21 protein-coding genes are annotated in these 25,271 nt (G+C 59.2%); all 21 read right to left on the bottom strand.

All coding sequences use genetic code 11. From position 1 onward, the window contains the following. Window positions 1-21 precede the first annotated feature (21 nt). On the bottom strand, window positions 22-972 hold the full coding sequence (locus EH31_RS09265; RefSeq protein WP_241765883.1) for a hypothetical protein: 951 nt from the start codon (window positions 970-972) through the stop codon (window positions 22-24). Between the two features lie 245 nt (window positions 973-1,217). Beyond that, on the bottom strand, window positions 1,218-1,961 hold the full coding sequence (locus EH31_RS09260; protein WP_034960157.1) for a Bax inhibitor-1/YccA family protein: 744 nt from the start codon (window positions 1,959-1,961) through the stop codon (window positions 1,218-1,220). 148 nt (window positions 1,962-2,109) lie between these two features. Next, a complete protein-coding gene (locus EH31_RS09255) occupies window positions 2,110-2,922 on the bottom strand; it encodes a pyrroline-5-carboxylate reductase family protein (protein WP_034959861.1) in 813 nt (270 codons plus the stop codon). Window positions 2,923-2,983: 61 nt separating this feature from the next. Beyond that, entirely contained in the window at window positions 2,984-3,490 is a 507-nt protein-coding gene (locus EH31_RS09250; RefSeq protein ID WP_034959860.1) for a type III secretion system chaperone family protein, read from the bottom strand. Between the two features lie 198 nt (window positions 3,491-3,688). Continuing rightward, window positions 3,689-5,281 (bottom strand): tetratricopeptide repeat protein, encoded by a 1,593-nt coding sequence (locus tag EH31_RS09245; RefSeq protein ID WP_241765882.1) that lies wholly within the window; start codon window positions 5,279-5,281, stop codon window positions 3,689-3,691. A gap of 122 nt (window positions 5,282-5,403) precedes the next feature. Next, the gene (gene ftsZ / locus EH31_RS09240; RefSeq protein ID WP_034959859.1) at window positions 5,404-7,107 is read right to left on the bottom strand and encodes a cell division protein FtsZ; all 1,704 of its coding nucleotides are present in this window, start codon (window positions 7,105-7,107) and stop codon (window positions 5,404-5,406) included. 191 nt (window positions 7,108-7,298) lie between these two features. Continuing rightward, entirely contained in the window at window positions 7,299-8,645 is a 1,347-nt protein-coding gene (gene ftsA, locus EH31_RS09235; RefSeq protein ID WP_051699101.1) for a cell division protein FtsA, read from the bottom strand. Between the two features lie 15 nt (window positions 8,646-8,660). After that, window positions 8,661-9,563 (bottom strand): cell division protein FtsQ/DivIB, encoded by a 903-nt coding sequence (locus EH31_RS09230; protein ID WP_034959857.1) that lies wholly within the window; start codon window positions 9,561-9,563, stop codon window positions 8,661-8,663. Further along, window positions 9,556-10,554: a D-alanine--D-alanine ligase gene (locus tag EH31_RS09225; protein ID WP_034959855.1), complete on the bottom strand. Its 999-nt coding sequence runs from the start codon at window positions 10,552-10,554 to the stop codon at window positions 9,556-9,558. Before EH31_RS09225 ends, EH31_RS09230 begins: the two co-directional genes overlap by 8 nt. A 106-nt stretch (window positions 10,555-10,660) precedes the next feature. Next, on the bottom strand, window positions 10,661-11,581 hold the full coding sequence (gene murB, locus EH31_RS09220) for a UDP-N-acetylmuramate dehydrogenase (RefSeq protein WP_051699161.1): 921 nt from the start codon (window positions 11,579-11,581) through the stop codon (window positions 10,661-10,663). After that, window positions 11,578-13,029, bottom strand: a complete 1,452-nt coding sequence (gene murC, locus EH31_RS09215) for a UDP-N-acetylmuramate--L-alanine ligase (protein WP_034959853.1) — start codon at window positions 13,027-13,029, stop codon at window positions 11,578-11,580. The genes murB and murC overlap by 4 nt, the downstream gene beginning before the upstream one ends. Further along, window positions 13,026-14,246, bottom strand: coding sequence for an undecaprenyldiphospho-muramoylpentapeptide beta-N-acetylglucosaminyltransferase (gene murG / locus EH31_RS09210; RefSeq protein WP_034959852.1), 1,221 nt, complete (start codon window positions 14,244-14,246; stop codon window positions 13,026-13,028). Before murG ends, murC begins: the two co-directional genes overlap by 4 nt. Further along, window positions 14,246-15,415 carry an FtsW/RodA/SpoVE family cell cycle protein gene (locus EH31_RS09205; RefSeq protein ID WP_051699160.1) on the bottom strand — a complete coding sequence of 390 codons (1,170 nt, stop codon included), beginning with the start codon at window positions 15,413-15,415 and terminating at the stop codon, window positions 14,246-14,248. Before EH31_RS09205 ends, murG begins: the two co-directional genes overlap by 1 nt. Before the next feature lie 68 nt (window positions 15,416-15,483). After that, window positions 15,484-16,893: a UDP-N-acetylmuramoyl-L-alanine--D-glutamate ligase gene (gene murD, locus EH31_RS09200; protein WP_034959849.1), complete on the bottom strand. Its 1,410-nt coding sequence runs from the start codon at window positions 16,891-16,893 to the stop codon at window positions 15,484-15,486. Window positions 16,894-16,903: 10 nt separating this feature from the next. Further along, window positions 16,904-17,974 (bottom strand): phospho-N-acetylmuramoyl-pentapeptide-transferase, encoded by a 1,071-nt coding sequence (gene mraY, locus EH31_RS09195; protein ID WP_034959848.1) that lies wholly within the window; start codon window positions 17,972-17,974, stop codon window positions 16,904-16,906. A 9-nt stretch (window positions 17,975-17,983) separates the two neighbouring features. Next, the gene (locus EH31_RS09190) at window positions 17,984-19,468 is read right to left on the bottom strand and encodes a UDP-N-acetylmuramoyl-tripeptide--D-alanyl-D-alanine ligase (protein WP_034959846.1); all 1,485 of its coding nucleotides are present in this window, start codon (window positions 19,466-19,468) and stop codon (window positions 17,984-17,986) included. Next, window positions 19,465-20,964 (bottom strand): UDP-N-acetylmuramoyl-L-alanyl-D-glutamate--2,6-diaminopimelate ligase, encoded by a 1,500-nt coding sequence (locus tag EH31_RS09185; RefSeq protein WP_034959845.1) that lies wholly within the window; start codon window positions 20,962-20,964, stop codon window positions 19,465-19,467. The genes EH31_RS09190 and EH31_RS09185 overlap by 4 nt, the downstream gene beginning before the upstream one ends. Further along, on the bottom strand, window positions 20,961-22,646 hold the full coding sequence (locus EH31_RS09180; RefSeq protein ID WP_051699159.1) for a peptidoglycan D,D-transpeptidase FtsI family protein: 1,686 nt from the start codon (window positions 22,644-22,646) through the stop codon (window positions 20,961-20,963). Before EH31_RS09180 ends, EH31_RS09185 begins: the two co-directional genes overlap by 4 nt. A 188-nt stretch (window positions 22,647-22,834) precedes the next feature. Next, entirely contained in the window at window positions 22,835-23,398 is a 564-nt protein-coding gene (locus EH31_RS09175) for a hypothetical protein (protein ID WP_034959844.1), read from the bottom strand. Further along, the gene (gene rsmH, locus EH31_RS09170) at window positions 23,395-24,351 is read right to left on the bottom strand and encodes a 16S rRNA (cytosine(1402)-N(4))-methyltransferase RsmH (RefSeq protein ID WP_034959843.1); all 957 of its coding nucleotides are present in this window, start codon (window positions 24,349-24,351) and stop codon (window positions 23,395-23,397) included. Before rsmH ends, EH31_RS09175 begins: the two co-directional genes overlap by 4 nt. Beyond that, a complete protein-coding gene (locus EH31_RS09165; RefSeq protein ID WP_034959842.1) occupies window positions 24,348-24,839 on the bottom strand; it encodes a division/cell wall cluster transcriptional repressor MraZ in 492 nt (163 codons plus the stop codon). Before EH31_RS09165 ends, rsmH begins: the two co-directional genes overlap by 4 nt. Between the last annotated feature and the right edge of the window lie 432 nt (window positions 24,840-25,271).

Genomic DNA, 25,271 nt, shown 5'->3' with positions numbered 1-25,271 from the left:
CGCATCACCGCAAGGTAAAGGCTATTTGTTCGCGCCCGCAGGTTCGGCCGTGGTCTGCGTTGCCACTGGCTGCGTGACAGGTTGGGAGACGAAATCCTCCTGAACTGGCACAACGGGAACATCCACCCCGGTTTCCTGATCAGCCACAGCGCCGGCCGCGGCAATAGGCTGAGCCAAGGTTGCTCCGGGATCGCTTTGCGCGTTTGGCACGGGCACACCGTTCTGGCGCGCTGCCTGGACCGCGACCCAGCCTGGCTGAGACGGGCCGTACAGATCGCCAAATCGTGCATCCCAATCAGCCGACAAACGCTGATAACGCTCATATTCGTCGAAGAACGCATCAAATGGAGCTTCGAGAAGGGCGAAATTGGCAGCCGCAAAGGTTGCCGGGTCGCTCGGCGGAGCGGCAATCGCACGGTTCGATATGTCGAGCGCAGCCCGGCAGAATCCAGCCCTTGCAGGTGGGAGCGCGAAGTAGTTGTAAACCGCTGTCATGCGCTCTTCACGCGCGAGTATTCCTGCGCGGCGACCGCCGTTTATGCTGTAATACTCTGCCTCGATCCGGTCATTGATGCGTCGCATCGCCCGGGCATGATCGCTGATAAAGGAGCTGTAGGCGGTGAGGATGGGTTGATATTGCGCCGCTGTGCAATTCAACGCCGCCACGTTCCATGCAGAGCGGAAATGCCATACCCGTTCGTCATCTGAAAGCGCTGAATTTACAGTAAACCTGTCCCCGCTCGCGTCCTTCAACGGCACTTGCATCACATAAGATGCACCGCCCGGTGGAAGGGGCCGATAGGGAGTGCGTTCAACCACAGGCGGTGGTGGCGGCGGTGGTGGCGGTGGTGGAGGAACAGGCGTTGCACACGCTCCCAGCAATGAAACTGCCAGCGCCACTGCTGTGATATGAACCGGAGTACTCTTTTTCCCACCAGCCTTTTGATGGGTTTGAGCCACGTTGTTCTTCATTATCTTTGTTCCTCGCCCAAATGGCCGCTTGCCATGCGAGCATGGCCGGATCGCTTGGCTAAGGCAATGCAGGTTAGTTCGTAAACCCGCATATCTGCCCCGCTTATACCGTCACTTTATTCGAGCGCTCTCATGCCAACAAAAATGCCCGAAGCCTACTCAAAAGGCTCCGGGCATTTGTACGTTTCAACAGCTGAATGCTGAGTGAGCGAGTTCTGGGTGAGTGAATCTCGCGCGATTGGCGATTATTCGCGGCTACCCAGGAAATTCAGCAGGAACATGAACATGTTCACAAAGTCGAGATACAGGCTAACCGCGCCCATGATCACCGCTTTGCCCATGAACTCAGTCCCGCGCAGGTACTGATAATCGTTCTTCAGGCGCTGTGTGTCATAGGCAGTGAGGCCTGCAAAGATAAGCACGCCGAGGCCGCTGATCACGAATGACATGGTTTCAGACTGGAGGAACCAGTTGACGACCATCGCCACAATCAGACCGACCACGCCCATGATAAGGAACGAGCCCATGGCGGTGAGGTCTTTCTTCGTGGTGTACCCAAACAGCGAAAGCCCTGCGAAGGCGGCTGCGGTCGCGAAGAAAGTGACCGCGATGGATTCGCCCGTAAACACGAGGAAGATCGTCGACATCGACAGACCCATGACAGTCGCGAAGGCCCAGAACACGACCTGAAGCGTGCCATAGCTCATTTTGTGGAGGCCAAAGCTCATCGCGAGGATGAAACCAAGCGGCGCAAGCGCAACGATCCATATCAGTGGGCCGCTTGCAAAAGCATAAGCCAGGCCGGTCGCGGCCGCACCTGCAGCAACAATGCCGGTCAGAAGCACAGCCGAGGCCATGTAATTGTAAATTGAGAGCATGTAAGACCGCAGACCTTCGTCATAGGTCTCACGCCCTTGAACATCACCACCTGCCCGCGGTACGGAACCGAAAGCAGAGCCGGTGCGCTGTGTGTCTTTCCAATCAGACATTTTGGATCCCTTTGTCTCCAACAGTGACGCGGAAATACGCGCCTTCTGAATGTGAATATCGGTGTTTTGCGCGCAATTTTCAAGCGAAACCGGCACTGAATCGACGAATGTTATTCAGATTACGGCGAATTATCATTAACAATTGGTGTCAATCCGCCTCGGCAGACAGTTGAGCGCCTTTGTCGGCGGTCGCTTTGAGCGTGCGGGTAAGCAGTTTGACCAGAGCCTTATCTGCATCAAGCACGTTAAGACCTTCGCGGGTCATACCCCCGGGACTGGCCACCCGGTCGGCCAAAATGCCCGGCGAGGCATCGGCGTTTGCGGCCAGGGATGATGCGCCCTCTACCATGCTCAAAGCAAGCGAGGTGGCCTGCACTTGTTCCAGCCCAAGGTTGACCGCCGCCTCGGCCAGGGCATCGATAAAGCGATAGACAAAGCCGGGGCCCGACCCTGCGAGCGCCGTTACCAGATCAAACTTCGCTTCATTATCGAGCCACAGTGCCGTTCCAAGATGTTCGAAGAATGCAAAAGCGGATGACTTTGCCTGTGTCCCCAGCCCATCTTCAAACAGGATGATCGGCGATTTGTTGATGCGTGCGGCCAGATTGGGCATCACCCGGATATGTGCATCCGCGCTTGGAAATGCCGTCTTCAATTGCGCTATGGTAAGCCCTGCGAGCAGCGAGTAAATCTCAATGCCATTCCCCGTAAGCCCTCGCAACCCCGGCGCAAGTTTGCCCAATTGCTGGGGTTTGAAGCCCAAAAGGACCGCATCGTGAGCGCCTGCCGCCTCGGCCTCAGCCACGTCGCGGTACAACACCACGCCTTGAGGCGCGCGTTCCAGCCCCGGATCAAGGATCGCAAAGCGCGCCGGGTCGATGCCCGCCGCCAGCCAACCGGCCAGCATTGCACCGCCCATATTGCCGCATCCGATGATGAGAAGTTGCTGGATATGCGCCATATTGGCCCTTTCTCGTATGCAGCCTGCCTTGGGGCCGCTACCTGTCTTTGGCCTTATGTGGTTACGCTTCCCCGGCTGCGTCAACCATCGCCGCATCAAGAGCTGCGCGCGGAGCCTTGTCACCCCACAGGACAAATTGAAACGCGGGGTAGAACCGGTCGCATTCGTCGATCGCGTTTTCCACCAATGACTGCGCTTGTAGAATGGAAAGCATCCCATCATCGCCGAGCAGCGCGCCATGGCGATAAATCAGCACATCGCCCTGTGACCAGATGTCGAAATGGCCTAGCCACACCTGTTCGTTCACGAGGCTAAGCAGTTCATAGGCGCTGTGCTTTTTCTCTGACGTCACCCGAATGTCAGGCAAGCACAAGAATTGCAGCACATTGTCCGCCGCCCGCCAGATTGCACGCAATTGGTACTTGGTCCAGCTGCCCTGAACCTCGCCGACAAGCTCATCATCAGAGACAACTTCGCTGTCCCATCCGCGTGCTTCGAACAGCGCGGCAAGCATTTCAATGGGGGCTGCATCATCATCTGACACGTATTCGGTTTCACGCGGTCTCATTGGTCACCTCTTGCGCAGGCAAATGAGACGAGGACGAGACGGGGACGAGACGGAGAAGAGGGACATAGCTTTGCATCGCCATGAGAGATGCACGCAGGTCAGCCCATTTGGCAATCCGCCGCACGTGCAAGTCTTGGGGAGAACCGTTTTGCCTTGTTCAAATCCTGTGCACAGAAAGCCGGGGACGAATGTAAATTTCTACTTAAGCTCTTTTATTTCAGTGCCTTGTGGGCTGGTATAAGTGAAGGTCTCAATCCCCTTCTCACCCAGTGCATTGACAAGAGCGCGCGCTTGGCTGGCATTTTCGATGGGCCCTGCAAGCAATCGGTTGGCCTGCCCCCATGGCGTCACATATGGTTTAAACTCGCCAAGCAGGTCAGGCGCACTTCTAGACAGACGACGCCAGTCAAATGCCAGAGCCGACACATCGCGCCCGGTCGCCAATTGCACCCAGATGCGGCGTGGATGCTCTGGCTTTGCAGGTTCAGCTGCGGGCTCAGGAGCTTTCTCGCGCGGCACATCAAGCGCGGAGATATCAACCGCATCCGCGCTCGAAGGGGTTACAGGCAACTGCGCCCCGTCAAGGTCAGCAAAGGCGTCCGCAACACTGGCGGGCGGTGTCGTCGCGCGGGGCGGTGTTGTAACAGGGGGCGGTGTTGTAACAGGGGGCGGCGTGGTTTGCACAGGCGCTGCAGCCGCAGTCTCACGGGTTGCGACTTGCGGCAGGCTGGCACCTACAAGGTTGGCCTCCTCAAGGTTGGCCTCAACGTCTCGCGGTGGCTGAGTGAGGCGTTCGCCAGACTGGCCAGTATCTTTCGGCGGTGCCTCTTTCACTGCCCCAATCGTGGTTCCCTGCGCTCCCGGCGCTGTTCCAAGCGGCTCTCCTGCAGGTTCGAGCAGCGAGCCGGTTTCACTCTCCCTGGCAAAGCGGGCAATGCGCGGATCTTCGCGTCCGATGTCTGCTGCACGCGGAAAAATGCCAAGGTTTGCAGCTGCGGCCTGCTGTGATGGAGTCAGGCGCGGCATATAGGCAAGATACGGGTTGATACGGGCGGACAAATCGCGCGGCATTATCGTGTTGACTATGCCCTCTGCGCGCTCTTGCTCACCCAGAATGGCAAGCCCGAACGCCCGAGTGCGAAAACCCGCGACATTGCGCGCTTCGATCAAAGGGGCGAGCGTCTCTTGAAACCCGGTTGCATTCCCGGAAATCGCCTGGCTGATCGCAAATCGCCGCCGGACCTCATCATCTTGCGGGGTCAGCTCCAATGCAGCCGCATAAGCGGTTTGCGCCGCTTCTTGATCCCCAACCAGATCATAAGCCAACCCGCGTGCACTGATCACTTCGCTCAGCTGTGCGCCCGATTTTTCCGCTTCTTCCAGCAGGGGCAAAGCTTCCACTGGTCGTCCAGAACGCAAGTAAACCCGCGCCAATCCCAGTTTGACCCGCGCATCAGAGGGGTCGATTTCCGCCGCTCTTGCGTAAAAACCTATCGCTGCATCGAGATCATCAACGTCCAGCGAGGCGTCGCCTGCCTCAAGCAAGGCGGCAACGCTCTGCGGCCGGCGCGCGATTTCAAGCAGAGCGCGGTTAAGGCGCTGCACCTGCGAGGACGGCAGAGGTTGAACCACTTCGCGCGACGTGGAGCTTTGCGCCGCGGCCGCGTGAGGACAGATTGCGATAAGGGCCGCGGTTAAAAGCACGCCGAGTGCGCCAATTGCGCCGGTTGCGCCGGTTGCGCCGGTTGCGCCGGTTGTACCGTTAGGGCCAGTGTTCAATGAATTGGTCACAGTCAAAGGCGTTACCAGCAGTCAGAGGCCATGTAAAAAGGTCCAATACGCCTATTCAGACAAGCGGCCTTCCCCAGCCGGTAAGCCGAGGAATCTGCGACCGCCTGGCGCCTGGCATCAGCCTATTGGTTGTTTTGACGTCCCAGGAAACGCGGGATCGACAAGGCTGGTGCATCATCACCGTCATCGTCGTCATCGTCATCTGATGAACCGGACGACCGTGAAAGATTGGCCATGCGTTCGAACAAGGTCGCCCCACCGCCAGCAGAGCCACCACCTGATCCGCCACCTGATCCGCCGCCCGAACCTGTGCCCGAACCTGATCCGGCATCACCACTCGTTGAGCGCGGCTCTACGGGTTCATTACGTTTAGCAAGGCGATCAGCGTCTGACAGAAGATCATCATCTCCCGATTCTTGCGCCGCTGACCATTCGACCGATGTCGCTTCTTCCGAAGACCCGTCCTGGAATTCAGTGCCTAGATCGAGAGTGTCATCATCATCCTCAGCCCCGCGAAGTCCAGCGAGCGGATCAATGATTTCATCGACGTCATCGCCTGCATCGCCCATGTCATCGCCGGCCTGCATACCAGAAAGATCGAACGGCTCAGAAGCTGCTTTTTCCTCGCCCGCCTGATCGTCTGCATCACCCTCGGTAAAGGCTGTGTCGGCCTCATCGCCCCCATCATCGGAAAAGTCAGCAACAGGCGCTGGAACAGCCGGAATTTTCGGAGCTGTATCTGGCTCGGGAGCAACCTCAGCCTCGGTTTCACTCACACCTGAAAGATCAAGCACGGGGCGTTTGGGAGGACGCGACGCGGTCAAGCCTTGCGGGATAGCGCGCGGCGCTTCCTGTCCAGCGACCTGTTCAATGCCGGTTGCCACAACGGAGATGCGGATTTTGTTATCAAGGTCGGGGTTGAACGCGCTGCCCCAGATGATGTTTGCGTCTTCGTCCACCAGATCGCGGATGTAATTGGCCGCCTCGTCCAGTTCCATCAAAGTCATGTCTTCGCCGCCAATGATCGAGATGATCACGCCGCGCGCGCCTTGCATGGAAACACCATCGAGCAGCGGGTTGGCGATTGCCTGTTCCGCTGCATTAAGAGCGCGGTTTTCCCCCTCGCCCTCGCCTGTGCCCATCATCGCTTTGCCCATCTCGCTCATCACTGCGCGGATGTCGGCAAAGTCGAGGTTGATAAGGCCCGGATTGACGATCAGATCGGTGATCGAACGCACGCCCTGCTGGAGCACTTCGTCAGCCAATTGGAACGCCTGCTTGAAAGTCGTCTCAGGCTTGGCAACGAGGAAAAGGTTCTGGTTCGGAATAACGATGAGAGTGTCGACATGCTCTTGCAGTTCAGCGATGCCCGCTTCGGCCGCGCGCATCCGGCGTGTGCCTTCGAACAGGAATGGCTTGGTCACAACGCCGACGGTAAGGACGCCCTTGCGCCGCGCCGCTTCTGCGATAACTGGAGCCGCGCCAGTGCCAGTGCCGCCGCCCATGCCAGCAGCGATAAAGACCATGTTGACGCCTTCGAGCGCCTCTTCGATCTGGGATACGGTTTCCTCGGCTGCGGCCTTACCCACTTCGGGACGGGCGCCTGCACCAAGACCGCCGGTAATATCCGGGCCAAGCTGAATACGCGTTTCAGCGGGGGACGAACTCAATGCCTGCGCATCGGTGTTCGCGACGATAAATTCGACGCCCTCAATCTCGGAATCGATCATGTTGGTGATCGCGTTTCCGCCTGCACCGCCGATCCCGATAACTGTGATCTTGGGACGGAGATCATCCGTCGCAGCTGGTCCGATATTGATGCTCATCGCTGTATTCCTCCAGACCTTGGGTCTAGTTCCTGCACGTCTAGCCAAAGGTTAGACTTCTGTGACACATTCGAGATGTGCCTGTTATACTTAACACTTCATTATCCACAGCCGACATTTGCGGTCGGTTTGCAGATATTTACATTAGCGCCGGGCAAGCAGTTGAAATACCCGAGCATTTTTGCGCCAATTCAAAAATTCTCTTTCAGCGCACGCCATAACCGCGAAAGCCCTGCAAACAGGTTCACAGACCCGCCAAAATCGAGGGTCTCGCTATACCTTGTACCCACTGCGCGAATGTCAATAGGGTCAACTGCGGCATAGAGGCAAAGACCCGCAAGTCCTGAAAAGCCGGGCGTCGCATGCGCTTCGGGCATACCGGTAAGCGTTGGCGCCTGTCCAAGCCGCACGGGCATAGCAAGCGCGCTTTGCGCAAATTCAGCGAGGCCGGCAAGTTCCGCCCCGCCCCCGGTGAGCACAACCTGCCCGCCGCGAACGCCTGCAAAGCCAAGCTCTTTCAACGCTTTGCCAATCTCGCCCATCAATATGGACTGGCTTTGGGTGATGACGGAAATAAGCTCTGCGCGCGCAATGCGGTTCTTGTCGTCGGCTCCGCGCGCGTTTGCCCCGGTGGCCGCTTCGTTATCGCCCGGACCATGCACCGGGATCATCTCGCGGTGATCGCTGGGCGAGGCGATGGCCGAACCAGATACGCATTTCAGGCGCTCTGCCTGGAACCGGCGAATGCCAAAAGCGCTGGCGACTGCATCGGTGATGTCACCCGAACCCAGCGGAATGGACCGCAGACCAAGAAGCATCCCTGCGGCAAAAACGGAGACACTGGTGACGTCCGACCCGATTTCGACCAGCGCCACGCCAAGATCGCGTTCCTCTTCGGTGAGGCAGGCATAGCCCGAGGCAAGCGGGGCAGCGACCACGGCTTCGACATCAAGGTGCGCGTTCTGGACCGCTTCCATAAGGTTGCGCACAGGCGCCCCATCGGCAAGCATGACGTGAATATCAACGCCCAGCCGCTCTGCATGAAGGCCGCGCGGGTTTGCGACACCATGCGCGCCGTCCAATGTGTAATGCGCAGGAATTGCGTGCAGCACACTGCGCCCATCGGGATGGATGCGGTCGCGCGCTTCAAGAAGGAGAAGCTCGATGTCATCTTCCTCGATCCGGCGCCCGCCAATGTCGATCTCTACCGTGGTGGTGGTGCTTTTAAGGCCAGCGCCTGCGCACGCGATCCATACGCTTTGCACATTGGTGCCCGCATTCTTCTCCGCGCGCTCCACCGCGTCGCGAATGGCATAGGTCGCCGCCTTCATATCGGTGACATAGCCGCGCTTGACCCCGTTGCTTGCCCGGTGGCCAGAGCCCAGCACGACAAGGTCACCCGTCTCCGTCTCTCCCATAATCATGGCCGAGATGCGGAAAGAGCCCACGTTGACCGCGCCAAACACCTTCGCAAGGCGCGCCTTGGAAAGTGCCGGTTTGGGCACGGGCTTTTTCACAGCGGTATTTTGTCGGGCCATCGTCGCAAAGTCCTCTTATGTGCCGCTCATTTCGACAGCGTCAGCGCGGCCCGGTACACGCATGTAAATGCGAGGCGGTGAGCGCATGTCGAAGGTTGCAACCTGTCCGCCGATAAGACGGTTTTGCCCATCCATGCGGGCAAATTTGATAAGCGCGCTTGCCGATGCGTCTGCCCCTTCGGGAAGAGCGAGCACTTGCCCGCTTTTGAACGACAGGTTCCAGCGGCGATTGCCGACCCATTCCGCGCTTTCCAATTGCGGGACCAGGGCAGGCGCAGAGGCGAGCAGAGTTTCAAGCGGCGCGACTTGTTTCGCAGCGCCCGGACCAGAAATGCGCAATTTGTCGCCCACCTGATCCTTTGCAACGGGTTCCAATTCCATACCCGCTGCATCGATCAGCATCAGCCGGTCGGGTTTTTCAAGCACGGCGTGGGGTTTGCGCTCCACAATGTCGATTGCAAGGGTTGAGGGAAGCTGCACGGAAACGCGCGCGTCTTTCACCCATGGAAGCTCGCGCAATTCTTCGCGCAACGCTTCCAATTCCACCATCGGCATTGGCCGGTCCTTTTGCGCCAGAGCGCGGGCATAAATCTGCTGTTCGTCCATCCGGTTTGTGCCGGTGACGCGCACGTGCTTCACCTCAAACCCGGCGTCCGAGGCAAGCACAGCGACCTGCGCCTTGGCCATTGCAGGGACCCCTGCAAGGTTTGCAATCACAAAGGCAATGCCAACAGCCCCGCCGATGATAAGCGTGAGCCAGATGGTGCTCCACTGCTCTTCGGTGAAAGGAAACCAGCCCATGACCGTATCAAGGATGCCGCCCGTCTTCGCCTTTGCCCGGCGCGCGGTGGCAGCACGGCTTTGCGATTTGGCAGCGCGGCGAACACCCTTGCCGCCCGAACGCGTGATCCTAGCCATTGGCGTCCTCCCCTTGTTTTTTCCTGATACCGTGCACCCGGATCGCTTCCATCACGATCAGCTCCACAAGTTCGGCATAACCAATGTCAGCCGCACGCGCTTGCTCTGGCACGAGGCTTAGCGGTGTCATTCCGGGCTGAGTGTTGGTTTCAAGGACGAAAAGACCCTCCTCGCCCAATTCCTCATCCCAGCGAAAATCGGTGCGGCTCGTCCCGTGACAGCCGAGCACGGTGTGCGCTTTGATGGCGTATTCCTCGCACAATGCAGCGATCTCTGGCGGCACTTTGGCAGGGCACACATGCTGCGTGCGCCCTTCGGTGTATTTATGCTCGTAATCGTAAAAACCGGTCTCGATAATGAGTTCGGTCACGCCCAAAGCGCGCGGACCCGATGCCCCGTCGATCACAGCAGTGGTAAGCTCGCGGCCTTTGATAAAAGGCTCGGCAAGAAGCTGGTTAAATTCCTGCCACGGCCCCTTGGCGGTGCGGGAAATCGGATTGCCTACGTTCGAATCCTCGGTGATGATCGCAACGCCCACTGACGACCCTTCGTTGACGGGTTTGAGCACATAGGGACGCGGCAGCGGGTCGCGTTCATACAGTTCCTCGCAAGGCACGATCCGCCCGCCGGGCATGGGAATGCCGTGGGGGGTGAGCGCCTGTTTGGTAAGCTGTTTGTCGATGGCGATGACCGAGGTCGCAAGGCCCGAATGGGTGTAGGCGATACCCATCAGATCGAGCATCCCCTGCACGCTTCCGTCCTCACCCGGCACACCGTGGAGCGCGTTGAACACGACATCTGGCTTTGCCGCAGCGATCTTGGCCGCGACATCGCGGTCCATATCAATCTGCGTGACACGGTGCCCATTCATCTCAAGCGCATCGGCAACGCCAGCGCCCGACATAAGAGAAACCTCACGCTCATTCGCCCAGCCGCCCATCAGGACGACGATGTGAAGGGGGTGCGTCGCTGGTTTTTGGGGAGGGTTCATGCGGCCCACCCCGTGATCTCCTGCGAACGCAGGAGTCCATCATCGAGAGTTGGAGATAGGCTCCTGCTTTCGCAGGAGAGCACATTAGTAAAGGCAAAGCGCATCTTCATACCCGCCCCACCCGGCGGATTTCCCACTCAAGCTTGATGCCGGAATTTGCATAGACTTTTTCGCGCACCAATTCGCCCAACTCCTCGATATCCGTGCTTGTCGCAGTGCCTGTGTTGATGAGGAAATTGCAGTGCTTTTCGCTGACCTGTGCCCCGCCGTGGGTGAAGCCTCGAAGCCCTGCATCATCAATCAGTTTCCAGCTCGAATGACCTTCAGGGTTCTTGAAAGTCGAACCGCCTGTCATTGACCCAATAGGCTGGCTTTCTTTGCGAGTGTTCGAGATGCGGGCCATGTCCGCTTTGATTTCTTCCGGGTCGCCGGGAAAGCCCTCGAAACGCACCGCGACCACAACCGCTCCTTCTGGCAAGGCAGAGTGGCGATAGGAAAATGCAAGGTCTGCATTGGTCAGCGTTACGAACTCACCGCCCGGCAGGATCACATCGCAGGAGGTCAGCACGTCGCAGGTTTCGCGGCCATAGCATCCACCGTTCATCTTGGTGACGCCGCCGACCGAACCGGGGATGCCGATAAAGAACCTGAGGCCGTCAATGCCAGCCTTTGCCGCACGGCGCGCAACCATGCTGACCGGCGCGAAAGCACCTGCCTCAATCGTCGTCTCGCCGGTGACATTGACCTCAGCGAAGGCTGCGCCCAATTTGATCACCACACCCGGCACGCCGCCATCGCGGATAATCATGTTGGAGCCAACGCCCAAGGGCATCACTGGGGTGCCGGGCTCTAGCGCTTTCAAGAACGCCTTGAGGTCGTCCAGATCAGCAGGCTCAAACAACCAATCGGCATTGCCCCCGCTTTTGAACCAGACGTGTTTGGCCAAAGGTGCGTCGGGCGTAAGTTTGCCGCGCACTGTGCCGGTTGGGACGGGGGAAGTATTTGTATTTGTCACTTGCGCGCTCATGCCGTTTTGATCGCTGAAATTGCGCCCCCGAGGTTTGCTGCCCATTTGGTGATGTCGCCCGCGCCAAGGCACACGATGATATCTCCGGGCGCGATTTCGTCGGCCAGTGTGGCGGCCAATTCGTCCTGGCCTTTTGTGGTGCGCGCAGAACGGTGTCCGCGCGACACAAGGCCCGCTGCAAGCGCTGTTGCATCAACGCCTTCAATCGGGTCCTCGCCCGCTTCGTAAACCGGGGTGATGAAGACCACATCGGCTTCGTTAAAACAGCTTTGGAAATCGTCCATCAAATCGCGCAGGCGGGTGTAGCGGTGGGGCTGTGCAACGGCGATAACGCGGCCTCCGGCGTCCTTCGCAGCAACCGCTTCGCGCGCTGCCCCAAGAACGGCGCGGATTTCGACCGGGTGGTGGGCGTAATCATCGATCACGGTGACCGAACCACTTTTGCCAGGGCCGCCATCCAATTCGATAGAACCAACCTTGGTAAAGCGGCGGCGCACTCCGCCAAAAGCGGCAAACCCTTCGCGGATGACCTCGTCAGAACAACCCATCTCAATCGCGACAGCAATCGCGGCGAGAGCGTTCTGCACATTGTGGCGGCCCGGCATGGGCAAGTGCACGCCTTCGATCCGGCGGTCCTCTTCTCCGCGCTGACGCACGATCACATCAAAAGTGTTGCCGCCGTCAGAGGGCTGAATATTGACGCCGCAAATGTCGGCCTGAAGCGAGAAGCCATAGGTCACAACCTTGCGGTCGCGCACTTCGCCGATGACGGCCTGAACCTCTGGATGGTCCACACACAGGATCGCCGCGCCATAGAAGGGGACGTTGTGAATGAACTCGACAAAGGCGCGTTTGACACCGTCAAAATCGCCATAATGGTCAAGATGTTCGGGGTCGATATTGGTGACAACCGCGATGGTGCCATCGAGCCTCAGGAAGCTCCCGTCGCTTTCATCGGCCTCGACCACCATCCAGTCGCTATCGCCCAGCCGCGCGTTGGAACCATATTGTTCAATAATGCCGCCGTTGATGACGGTGGGGTCAACCTGCCCTTTGTCGAGCAGGCTTGCGATCATCGAGGTGGTGGTTGTTTTGCCATGCGTGCCTGCCACCGCGACAGTAGATTTAAGCCGCATCAATTCGGCCAGCATCTCTGCGCGGCGCACCACTGGTATGCGGTTTTCCAATGCGTGGGCCACCTCAGGGTTGGTGCGGCGCACGGCGGTGGATGTGACGACTACCGCTGCGCCCTCGACGTTTTCTTTGGCGTGGCCGATATGGACCGTAATCCCACGCGAGCGGAGGCGCTCTACGCTTGGTCCTTCGGCCAGGTCGCTGCCCTGGACGGTATAGCCAAGATTGCGCATGACCTCAGCAATGCCGGACATGCCGATCCCGCCGATGCCGACGAAATGGATCGTGCCTATATCAGTGCCGACACCTTTCATGCGGCCGCATCCTCTGAGCTCTCGCAATTGGCTGGCTGCGCCTTGGTCGCGGTTGCGCTCGCCTTTTGTGCGCCCTCGCCCACGCGAATGACGTCCATCAGGTCGATGCCGCCCATGCTTTCAACCAGATCGGCAAGGTCTTTGGCAGCTTTTGGCCTGCCGCAATTCCATGAACCGTGCGCTGCGTTGGAAAGGCTTGCCGGGTTTTGCGCCAGCGCCTGAATTTGTTTGGCGAGTTCCTTGGGTGTGAAGCGGTCTTGGCGGATCATGCGCGCCCCGCCCGCCTTCACGATTTCGCCAGTGTTCGCCGCCTGATGGTCATCGGTCGCAATCGGCAGCGGGACAAGGATCGCAGGACGGCCAACGGCAGTCAATTCTGCAATGGTCGATGCGCCCGCGCGCCCGATAAACAGATGCGTATCGGCAAGGCGCTCGTGCATATCCTCAAAATAGGTGCCAAGCTCTGCGGGGATATCGTGATTGGCATAACGCTCTCGCACCACATCGAGATCTTCTTTACGGCATTGCTGTGTCACCTGAAGGCGCGACCTGAGCGCCGGGGGCAACATTGCAAGGCCATCGGGCACCACTTCGGAAAGCACGCTTGCCCCTTGCGAACCGCCAGTGATCAACACGCGGAGCAATCCCTCTTCGGTGAGCGCGGGGAAATCCTCATCCCTGAGCGCCAAAACCTCTTCGCGCACCGGATTGCCGACCAAGTGGACTTTGCCCGAATACTTTGCCTTGAGCCGCGCAACCTGCGGGTAAGAGGTTGCAATCGCATCAACCCCGCGCGCCAGAAGGCGGTTTACCCGGCCCAGAACCGCATTTTGTTCGTGCACCGCGCTTGGTAGTTTCACCGCTTTGGCCGCGAGCAGAGCGGGGAAAGCAGGATATCCGCCAAAGCCGATAATCGCGGAAGGCTGGATCGTCTCGAACAGGCGCAGCGCCATATTGCGCCCTTCGAGCACCGCGCGAACGCCGTTCACCCATTTCAGCGGGTTTTTGCCAAAGCGGCCTGCGGGCAAAATATGGGCGGTCAAAAAGTCAGGCTTACCCGGAATATTGCTCCCGCGTTCATCCGTGATGAGAGCGACATGGTGCCCGCGCGCGTGCAGTTCCTCTGCCAAGGCAAAGGCGGGGATCAGATGTCCCCCGGTTCCCCCTGCGGCCAGAACAAAGTGGCGGCTGGCTCCTTTTGGTGTCTCACTTCTCATCAAAACGCTCTCGGCTTGCTGTCTTCGGGTCCAGAGCGGCCAAGCAGGTCTTTGAGGCCCGGCTTCTCGCGCTCCAGGAAGGGATTACGACGGGTAATCGCTAAGAGCAGTCCGAAGGTTAGGCAAATCGCCAGCGTCGATGATCCCCCGTAACTTACCAATGGCAAGGTCATGCCCTTGGACGGGAAGAGTTGGAGGTTCACCGCCATATTGATGAACGCCTGTCCACCGATAAGCGTCGCAAGGCCCGCAGCGGCCAGTGTTGCGAACAGGTTTTCCTCATTCACAAGCCGGACCAGCGCACGGGTAATGATCGCAACATAGAGGAGCAGAATGACCGCGCAGGCGAGCAGGCCGAACTCTTCGCCAATGACGGAGAAGATGTAATCGGTGTGAGCCTCGGGCAATTGCATTTTGCGCGTGCCCAGAAACAGGCCGCTGCCTGTCCATCCGCCAGAGGTAAGCGTGCGCTCTGCCAGATACACCTGGTCATATGCCGTGCCCCCGCCAAGGAAGCTGTCGATGCGGTAGCGCGCATTGTCATAAAGGAAATAGGCCGCCGTCAGCCCGCCGATCCCGGCCCCGACCAATGCGCCCATTTTCGCAAGCGAAACGCCCGACAAAAGGACAAGCACAAACCACACGCCGCCAAACAGGATGGTTGCGCCAAGGTTGGGTTGAAGCATCAAAAGCGCGGCGACCAACACCATCGCGAGCGTCGCATAGCCCAGCACCGGCAGGCTTTGATCGCGCATCCTCCACGAAAGCATCCACGCAAGCAGGATCGCAAAGCCGGGCTTCAGAAATTCGGACGGCTGCAACGACATGCCGACATTGAGCCAGCGGCGCGCACCGTTTTTCTCCACCCCGATCAAGGGTACGAGCAAAAGCAGGAACAGCATGACCACCGCCAAGAGAATGCCGAGCCTTCGCGCGTCCTCCCGGCTCAAGAATGACGCCCCAAGGATAACGCCAAGGCCCATCACCTGAAACACGATGTGACGCTGGAGAAAGGCAAATTCGTGGACGCCATACTGCTTGCCGCCAGCAGGCGATGCGGCCGCCACAGCAATTGTTCCCAGAACCATCAGCAAAATGACTAGCCCCAGGAGCACCTTATCAATTTCACGCCACCAGATGAGAACGCGGTCCGCAAATCCACGGCGCACAGCAACGGGTGCGTGGAAGCGGGCGTCGCCTCGAACCGAATTGACGTTGGTGCCATTAGTAGAGAGGCTCACGCGATCTCCCCCTTGATATAGTCTGCATCGGTGTTCGGGAAAGCGGCTGGCTCGCAGTCGCCTTCTTCTGCGATTACGCCGACAAGCTTGCGGAAGTGGTCGCCGCGGTTTTCATAGTCGCGAAACTGGTCAAAGCTGGCGCAGGCAGGGCTGAACAGCACGACATCGCCGGGCTGTGCCGCATCGCGGGCTCTGGCAACGGCTTCGGACACAAGTTCGCAGCGCTCCACCTTGGGAACGCGGCCTTCTAGCAGATCGGCAAAACGCGGGCCTGCCTCACCGATAGTGTAAGCCGCCGCGATATTGGACAGCATGTCCTCGCAAGCGCCAAGACCGTCCTCTTTGGCGAGCCCCCCGACGATCCAGTGGACGCGCGGTGCAGCATAGCGGATTTCGGTGCGCGGCGGGTAAGCGGCCAATGCGGGCGCAGAAGAGGCGGTGTTGGTCGCCTTGCTGTCGTTGACGAATGTGACGCCGTGTTCCTCGCACACAAATTCCATCCGGTGCGGCAGGCTGCGAAAGCGTTGGAGCGCATGCTGCCACTGCGCCTTTGTCACGCCCAGCTCCTCGACGATTGCAACTGCAACGGCCGCGTTTTCAAGATTGTGGGGCCCTTGAAGGCTTGGCCATTCGTGTTGCAGACCGGCGATAGCTTCAAGGTCGGCTGCGACCGCTCTGCCAGCGGGGCGGCGGGTGCGTTCGGTTTCGAAAATCGCGCCAGCGGGCTCTTCAAGCGAGCCGAACACGGCAAGCCCGCTTTCGCTCTGCATTTTGAACAGGCGCGCTTTGGATGCGGCATAGGCGGCAAAGCCGTCATAGCGATCAAGATGGTCGGGCGTGATATTGGTGAGCGCCGTCGCCTCGCAATCGAGGCCAAACGAGAGGTCGATCTGATAGCTCGACAGCTCCAGCACATAGACGCCCGTACCTTGGCCATTCGGCTCAAGCGGATCCTGACCCATGATCGGCTCGCCAATGTTCCCGCCAAGCAACGCGGGGAGACCCGCCATTGCGAGGATATGGTGGATGAGAGCAACGGTGGTCGATTTGCCATTGGTGCCCGTCACGCCAACGACGCGGTGCGCGGGCAAGTCTTTGCGCGCCATGGCGAACAATTCGATATCGCCGATCACCGGCACACCAAACCTTGCAGCGTGGGCCGCAATCGGATGCGTGTTCAAGGGCACTCCGGGAGAGACCACAAGGCCGTCAAATCCGGCAAGGTCCATCTCCAACGGATCAGCGATCTCGCAGCGTCCTTCAAACGGTGCGCGCGCCACATCCTGACGGTCCCAGACGGTGACTTGTGCCCCGCTTGCCAGAAGAGCCTCCACCGCTGCCGCACCTGATCGCGCGAGCCCGAGGACCGCGTATCGTTTGTCAGCAAAGGCGGGCGATGTAATCACGTGTTGGGCGCTACCTCAGTTTGAGCGTGGAAAGACCGATCAGCGCAAGCACGATGGCGATGATCCAGAAGCGGATCACGACCTTGCTCTCCGACCAGCCGAGCTGTTCGAAATGGTGGTGAATCGGGGCCATGCGGAACACCCGCTTGCCCGTGCGTTTGAACCAGAAAACCTGAATGATGACTGAGGCCGCTTCGAGCACGAACAGCCCGCCGACAATCGCAAGGACGACTTCGTGGTGCGAGGCGACGGCGATTGCCCCCAATGCCCCGCCAAGCGCAAGGGAACCTGTATCGCCCATAAACACCGCCGCTGGCGGCGCATTGAACCAGAGGAAGGCGAGCCCCCCTCCCATGATCGCCGCGCAGAATATTGCCAGCTCCCCTGCGCCCGGAACGTGGGGAATGCCAAGATATACGCTAAAGTCGGGACGGCCCACGAGGTATGCGATGATTGCAAAGGTTCCGCTTGCGATAATGACGGGCATAATCGCAAGACCATCAAGGCCATCGGTCAAATTCACCGCATTACCAGCGCCCACCATGACGAAGGCGGCGAACAGATAATACGCTGGTCCCAGCGGGATTTGGACGTCGGAAAAGAACGGGATGTAGAGGTTGGTGTTGATCTGGCCCACGATGATATAACTCGCAATGCCAGCGACCACGAACTCCAGAAGCAGCCGGACACGCCCTGAAAGCCCGGCGTGGCTGTTCTTGGTGACTTTGTCGTAATCATCGACAAACCCGATGATGCCAAAGCCGATGGTGACTGCCAGACACGCCCACACAAACGGATTGCTGAGGTCCATCCAAAGAAGGAGCGAAACCGCGAGGCTGACCAGAATGAGCAACCCGCCCATGGTCGGCGTGCCGCGCTTGGCGAGGTGGCTTTGCGGACCATCTTCGCGGATCGGTTGGCCCTTGCCCTGCCGCACGCGCAGAATGTTGATCATCTTGGGGCCAATAATAAGGCCCAGGATCATCGCCGTCATCAACGCCGCGCCAAAGCGAAACGTTTGATAACGCACCAGATTGAGGGCTCCCTCAAATCCTAAAAGTTCTGCGATCCAGTAGAGCATTCAGATCCCTCAGCCGCCCCGTGTGGAGGCATTGCTCGTGTAATGTGAGACAAGTCCGCCAAGGCCGACCGAATTGGAACCCTTGACCAGAACAGTGTCGCCGTGGGTCAATCCAAACGCGTCTAGCGCCTCGATTGCTTCCCCGGGTGTACTGCAATGGTAGAACGTGGGCTTAAAGCCAAGCGCATCGCCGCTTCTTCTCCCCAACTCGCCTGCAAGTGCGCGCATTTCTTCGCCAACAAGAATCACGTGGTCGATGCCTTCCTTGACGAGTGGCTCTGCCAGTTGACGGTGAAAATCGGGGGCAAAATCGCCCAATTCTTTCATTGAACCCAATACTGCGATCCGGCGAAGCGCAGGGGTTTGGCCAAGCGCTTTGAGCGTTGCCCGCATGGATGCAGGGTTCGCATTATAGCTTTCATCGATCATCAGCGCCTTGCCGCCAGCTGCCTCGATTTCAAGGCGTGCACCGCGTCCCTTAAGGCCGCCCATTTCAGCCAGTGCAAGGCCTGCAGCGCCCAGATCACCGCCCGCTGCGCGCACGGCTGCGATCACGCCCAGAGCGTTGGAAACCCAATGCTCACCCGGCTCTGCGACGGTGAAGCAAAGCCGCGCCGCTGAAAGGCCTGACCCCAATTGCGCCGTCACAAGGGAACCACCATTGGCGCTTGGGATAGCGTCGATCAGGCGCACATCGGCATCAGCGCTGCGGCCAAAGGTGACGATTGTGACGCCCATCGCCTTGGCGTTCGCAATCATGCGCGGCGCGTAATCGCTGTCCGCTGGAATAATAGCGGTGCCGCCGGGCATAAGGCCGGTGAAAATCTGCGACTTTTCGTCCGCAATCGCTTCCATGCTGCCGAGATTTTCAATGTGAGCCGGCGCAATCGTCGTAATGAGAGCCACATGCGGGCGGACATGAGCGGACAAAGGCGCGATTTCGCCCTCGTGGTTCATGCCCATTTCAAACACGCCATATTTCGCGCGCGCTGGCATACGTGCAAGGCTGAGCGGGACGCCGACGTGGTTGTTATAGCTCCTCACGCTGCGGTGGGCAGCGCCTCTGCTGGACCGGTCAAGCGCAGCAAAGATCGCCTCTTTGACGCCGGTTTTGCCGACCGAACCCGTCACCCCAATGCGCACAGCCTTACCCCGGTCGCGGGCGTAGTGGGCAAGCGCGTGAAGCGCCTGCGTAGTGTCTTTTACAAGGACATGAGGATAATCGACCGGGCGGTCCACGATTGCGGCCACCGCCCCTTTGGTAAAGGCTGCGGGCAGGAACTTGTGCCCATCCATCGCCTCGCCTTTAAGAGCGATAAACAGGTCGCCGGGGCGTACATCGCGGCTGTCCATTTCGACGCCGGATGCCTGAAACTGATGGCTTGCGCGCCCCCCGGTCGCCGCCTCAATCGAGGGCGCATCCCACAAGGCAAGCGGAAGCGCATCACGCGGGTCCGCTGGCCATTGGTGCAATAAAGCGTGACGCGCGCTCATGCCGAAACCCCACTTTGAGCCGGGGCCGCTGCGCATTCACGCGCCACTTCCACATCGTCGAACGGCAAAACCTGCATTGTCTCTCCAGATCCGATTATCTGTCCTTGCTCATGGCCTTTTCCGGCGATGAGGATGATGTCGTTTGCGCCTGCTTCGGCAATCGCCGCTGCTATGGCTTCGCGCCGTCCTGCGATTGAACGCACATGGTCTGCGCCGCCTGCTCCTGCAAGGACTGCCGCGCGGATGTCCGCAGGATCTTCGCCGCGCGGGTTGTCGTCGGTGACGATTGCAAGGTCGGCGTTTTTCGTGGCCACCTCGCCCATCGGCGCGCGCTTGCCTGTGTCACGGTCACCGCCTGCGCCAAACACCATGATCAAGCGACCTTTTGCGCCAACATGCGGGCGCAGCGCAGCAATCGCGGCTTCCAACGCGTCCGGCGTATGCGCATAATCGACATAGGCAGGCGCGCCCGATGCCGTGATACAAGCCCGCTCCAACCGTCCGCGAACAGGTTGAAGCCGCGAGATCGCATCGAAAACCAGACCAACATCCGCCCCGGTCACAATCGCAAGGCCAGCGGCCACAAGCGCATTCGCTGCCTGATACGCCCCGATCAGGGGCAGTTTGACGCTGCGCACTGTGCCCTCATGCTCAATCTCAAGCATCTGACCAAGCTGGCTTGCCTCGCGGCCAACAAGGCGCAAGTTTTCGCCTCGATCACCGACCGTAAAGGTATTCAGTCCGCCCGCTTTTGCACTGGCAACCGCGCTTTGTGTCCATTCGTTTTCGTCATCGCCCTGCCAGATGACCGCGTGGCCACCCGATTCCACGACTTCGGCAAACAGGCGCATCTTGCAGCCGAAATACTCTTCCATCGTGCCATGATAATCGAGGTGGTCGCGGCTTAAATTCGTAAAAGCCCCGGCCTTCACGCGCAGGCCTTCGTTGCGGAATTGCGAAAGGCCGTGGCTCGATGCCTCATAGGCAACATGGGTCACGCCCTCGCGCGCCAAACCACTCATATTACTGAGAAATGTTACAATATCGGGCGTAGTGAGCCCGGTGGAGACGCTACCATCGGGAGTGGTTACACCCAATGTCCCGATGCTAGCCGCACGCTCTCCGCACATGCGCCAGATCTGGCGGGTCATCTCCGACACGCTGGTTTTGCCATTGGTACCGGTGACCGCAACGACAGTGCCGGGCACAGGGGTAAAGAACCCTGCCGCCATCTGCGCGAAGGTCTGGCGCGGCTCGTCGCTGGCGATGTGCAGCGCGCCTTCGACCTTGGCCTCGTGCGATGCGATTACCGCAACCGCGCCTGCCTCAATCGCAGCCGGGATAAAGTCCTCGGCGTTAAACTTCGCACCGCGAAACGCACCAAACACAGTGCCCGGCGCGACTTTGCGGTGGTCAATGGCAAAGCCGGTGACGGACGTGTCCGCACCGGCTTTTATATCCAGCCCCGCCCGTTCGAGTAATGCCCCCAGCTTCATCGGCGACCCTCCACCAGATATCGCAGATCCGAAATATCAACGTCGCGGTTTGCATCCGGGCGCACACCCAGCATCGGACCAATTCGCGGCACCAGCTCTTTCACAATCGGCGCTGCGTTAAACGCTGCGGTGCGTGCCCCGCTTGCGGCTACGGTGCCGCGCGGTTCGTCCAGCAAAGTCACGACGACATAACGCGGGCGATCCATCGGAAACGCGGCGGCAAAGGTGGTGATTAGCGAGGTCTGACGATACCCGCCCCGTCCCGCTTTTTCCGCAGAACCCGTCTTGCCGCCCACGCGGTATCCGGGTGCATCGGCGCTGCGACCGGTGCCATACATCGCGATCATGCGCAGCATCTGGCGCATCCGCGAGGAGGTTGAGGCCTTGAACACGCGCTTGCCCTTGGGCGCTTTGCCCGCTTCGATTTTGCGCAAGGTCGCTGGGCGCCAGATCCCGCCATTGACCATCGCGGCATAGGCATTGGCAAGGTGCAGCGGCGTCACCGCGATCCCGTGGCCATAGCTGACCGTCATATTGGTGATGCGCGACCATTTGCCATTGGGCAATTCCTGCGGCCAGATCGGGCGGCCTTTCGCCTGAAGCTCGATTTGGGGACGCTGGTTCATTTGCAGGTCGAGCATGACCTTGCGCATGGCTTCCTCACCCAGCTCATCGGCGACACGCGCGGTCACAGTGTTGGACGAATACACCAGGCTTTCCGGCACGTTAAGCGTCGCGCCCTTGGGGTGGAGATCGCGGATTTTGCGTCCTGCAATCTCGACGTTGGATGCGCTCCATTCCTTGCGAAGATTGCGAACAACCCCGCCGTCGATCGCAGCGGCAATGGTAATCGGCTTGAAGGTAGAACCAAGCTCGTAAACGCCATTGGTCACGCGGTTATAGATATTGGGCGAACTGTGTGCATCCGACAGGTTTGGATCAAAAGACGGCAACGATGCCATGGCCAGAACTTCGCCTGTATCCACATCAAGGACAATGCCCGCCGCGCCTTTTGCATCGGTGGCAAGCATCCCCTTGCCAAGCTCATCCTCGAGCGCGCCTTGCACGCGAAGGTCAATCGAAATCGGAACCGGCTCGCCGCGAAGGTCGGCAGAGGCAAGCTGTTCGTCCAGCACTTGCTCCATCCCGAACGCGCCTTGCGTTTTGCCCGCATCATTTTCGCGCACAAAGCCAAGGACGTGTGCGCCCAATGCCCCTTGCGGATAATGGCGGTCAAATTCGCGCGGCACTTCAAGGGCAATCTCGCCCAGGTTCATCACCTTGTTCGCATCCTCGGGAAGGATACGCGGGAGAATGTATCCGCCTCGTTTTGACGAAAGCACACGGATCGTGCGGGCCACATTCAAATCAGGGAAAATGGCCTTGAGCTTGGCCGCAACCTCGGCAGGCGGTTTGACAAGGGGCGCGCCATCATCGCCCATCGCCTCTGGGTTGAACCACAGGGCATAGGCAGGAAAATTGCGCGCCAAAGGCGTGCCGTTGCGATCAGTGATCTCGCCGCGCGGGGGAAGCAATGCTTCGGTAAGGCTCGGCTGCGCCGGGGCGGACCCCACAAAGCCCAGATACCCCACGCGAAGAAGCGCAATCACCGCCACAAGCGCAAAACAGCCCATCAGAAGAAGGAGCCGTGTTCGGGCAACAACCAGAAAGGAAGAACGCATGTGTGCAGAGTGAATGCGGCCTGCTGGATTGCCTGCTGGAACGGCTGCTGGAACGCCTGCTGGAACGGCTGTATCAGGGCGCGGCTGTGCCTGCTGTGAGCCTGAGCCGACACCAGTTGCAAAATCATTGGCCCCGAAATCGCGGGCGCGCGCCTGTGCTCCAAGCCCTCCGGAAAGGGCTACCGTATTCATTGACGCACCTCACCAAGCAGAACCGCAGGCTCTGCTCCGCGAGAAGGCGGCGTTTTCGCATTAGCGGGGCGGATGGGCGATGTGTCGGTTAGAAATTCGCCAAAAGCATCGGCAAATATCGCGCCTGCATCCTCGCCCGTATTGGCAGAAGCCAGCGTCACTGGCTCCCCTGTCACAGGCGAACGCATATCGCCTGGTCCCTTGTCGGCCGCCGACAATTGCGCGCGCGCCACGCGGATGGGCGAAGGTGCATCAGGCCGGACATCCTGGCCAAGGCTTGCCAATTGGCGATTGTTATCAAGATATTGGTCAGCGCGCGGCGCTTTATACCCAAGCTCAATCGTGTTCCATTCGGCAAGCTGGCGCTGGCTTGCGCGGGTTTGAAATTCGGTTTCCAGCATCAAGACATCGCGTTCAAGCGAGATAATCTGACGCTCTGCCAGAAGCACTTCGCTTTTCACGGTCTGCACCTGAAAGCTGAGGAGCGCAAACAAGGCCACACACGCTGCAAGCACCGCAGCCCAGCCGATCTGACGAATGCGAGAACCAGATGCGATCATAGCGATGTCCTTTCGTGAGCTGGAGCGCAAGTGCGAATTGCGTGACGCAGAATGGAGGAACGGGAGCGCGGGTTGCGGGCAATTTCAGCCTCTGAGGGGCGGATCGCCTTGGAGACTTTGGTGAAGGTTGGCGCTGGTCCGGGCATTTCGCCGGGCAAATGGCGCGACACCGCCCTGCCCGCGCCAGACGCCTCTTTGAAGAAGCGCTTGACCAGTCGGTCCTCGAGGCTGTGAAAACTGACAACTGCAAGCTTACCGCCCTCTTTCAAGAGCAATTCCGCCGCGGCAAGCCCTGCGCGAAGTTCGCCCAGTTCATCGTTCACATGAATGCGAACCGCCTGAAAACTGCGGGTTGCAGGGTCTTTCTTGTCGTGCGGCTTGTGACCCAATGCGCGGCGCACGACGCGGGCAAATTCGCCTGTCGTCTCCAACGGACGCGCCGCCACAATTGCTCTGGCAACCCGGCGCGACTGGCGCTCTTCGCCATATTGATACAGCACGTCGGCAATCGCGCTTTCGTCGGCGGTGTTGAGGAAATCTGCGGCGCTTTCGCCGTCCTGGCTCATGCGCATATCAAGCGGGCCATCGCTGCTAAAGGCAAAGCCGCGCTCGGCCTGATCCAATTGCATGGAAGAAACGCCGATATCCATGACGACCGCGTCAACCTGCGGCACGCCAATGCGCTCCATTTCCTCACGCATTTGGGCAAAGCGTTCAGGGTGCAAGGAAAGCCGCCCGTCGAACTCGGCAACCATCGCCTGACCATCGCGGATTGCATTGGGGTCGCGGTCAAAGGCATACACACGCGCACCGCTTGCCAGCAGGGCGCGCGAATAGCCGCCTGCACCAAAGGTCGCGTCAATGATCGACATACCGTTAGTGGGCGCAATTGCGGCGACCACTTCATCGAGCAGAACGGGAATGTGAGGCGCGGATGTGGGCACGAGGGTCATTTCTTGCCCCCTTTTGCCGCTAACTTGGCCATTTGCGCCTTGCACGACGCCTTGGCACCGCGAAATTCACTGCCCATCGCTTCAAGCTCTTCAGGCTTCCACACCATGAAGAATTTGCCGGACCCATGAAAATAAAGGCCATCGCCCGCAAGATCGAGATCGCGGAAAGTCTCAGGCATAATGAAGCGGCCGCTGTCGTCGAAGGGCACCTGCTCAAAGCCATAAAGTTGCGCCGCGCGCGCATCGGCGTCGAAATCTTCGTTGCGGCGAACCGCGCGCTCTTCTTCTTTTTCGATCTGTTCGTCGAAGCCCTCGGTGTGGCTCAAACCGAAACCAATGAGACAGTTATAACGGTCATGCACCGCAAGGCAGAGGGTTTTGGAGCCGCCGGAGCTTTCCTTCACAACCTTGCGAAAGGCAGGAGGCAGCACATAACGGCCCTTATCGCCAGCAGGCGAATAGGCTTGTCCGTTATATCTGTGCGGCATTGCCACGGCCCGTCCCACTCCTCATTTTGCGTGAGGAGGGCCACCCAGCCTCCCGTCACGCACACCCAAATCAATGGGCCCCAATCAAACAGGCCGATCAGTCACGACTTACCCATCGCCGCCACCGCGCAAACGGGGGCGGCGCGCCCACTTGGATCAGTGACGCGGGGCAATTCGGCATGTTTGATGGCACCAAGACATATCGGGGAAGGCAGCCACTGGGAAGGGCTTTTGTAGGGAATTCACGGGATTAAACGGTAAATATCTGATTAACTTTAATTTTTATCATGTAAAATCTGATGAAAACCACTCAAGCCAACCAAGGGATTCCCCCTAATTCCCGTCATTTTAGGGCCAATTCAGCATGATTCCCGCCAAATCCCCGGTCACAACCAAGGAGTCGAATTCAATAGCTAATGATTTCCCGTATTA

It is taken from the genome of Erythrobacter longus, assembly GCF_000715015.1.
GTDB lineage: Bacteria > Pseudomonadota > Alphaproteobacteria > Sphingomonadales > Sphingomonadaceae > Erythrobacter > Erythrobacter longus.
Note: the sequence above shows the minus strand (reverse complement) of the source record. Positions and strands in the feature narration are given on the sequence as shown.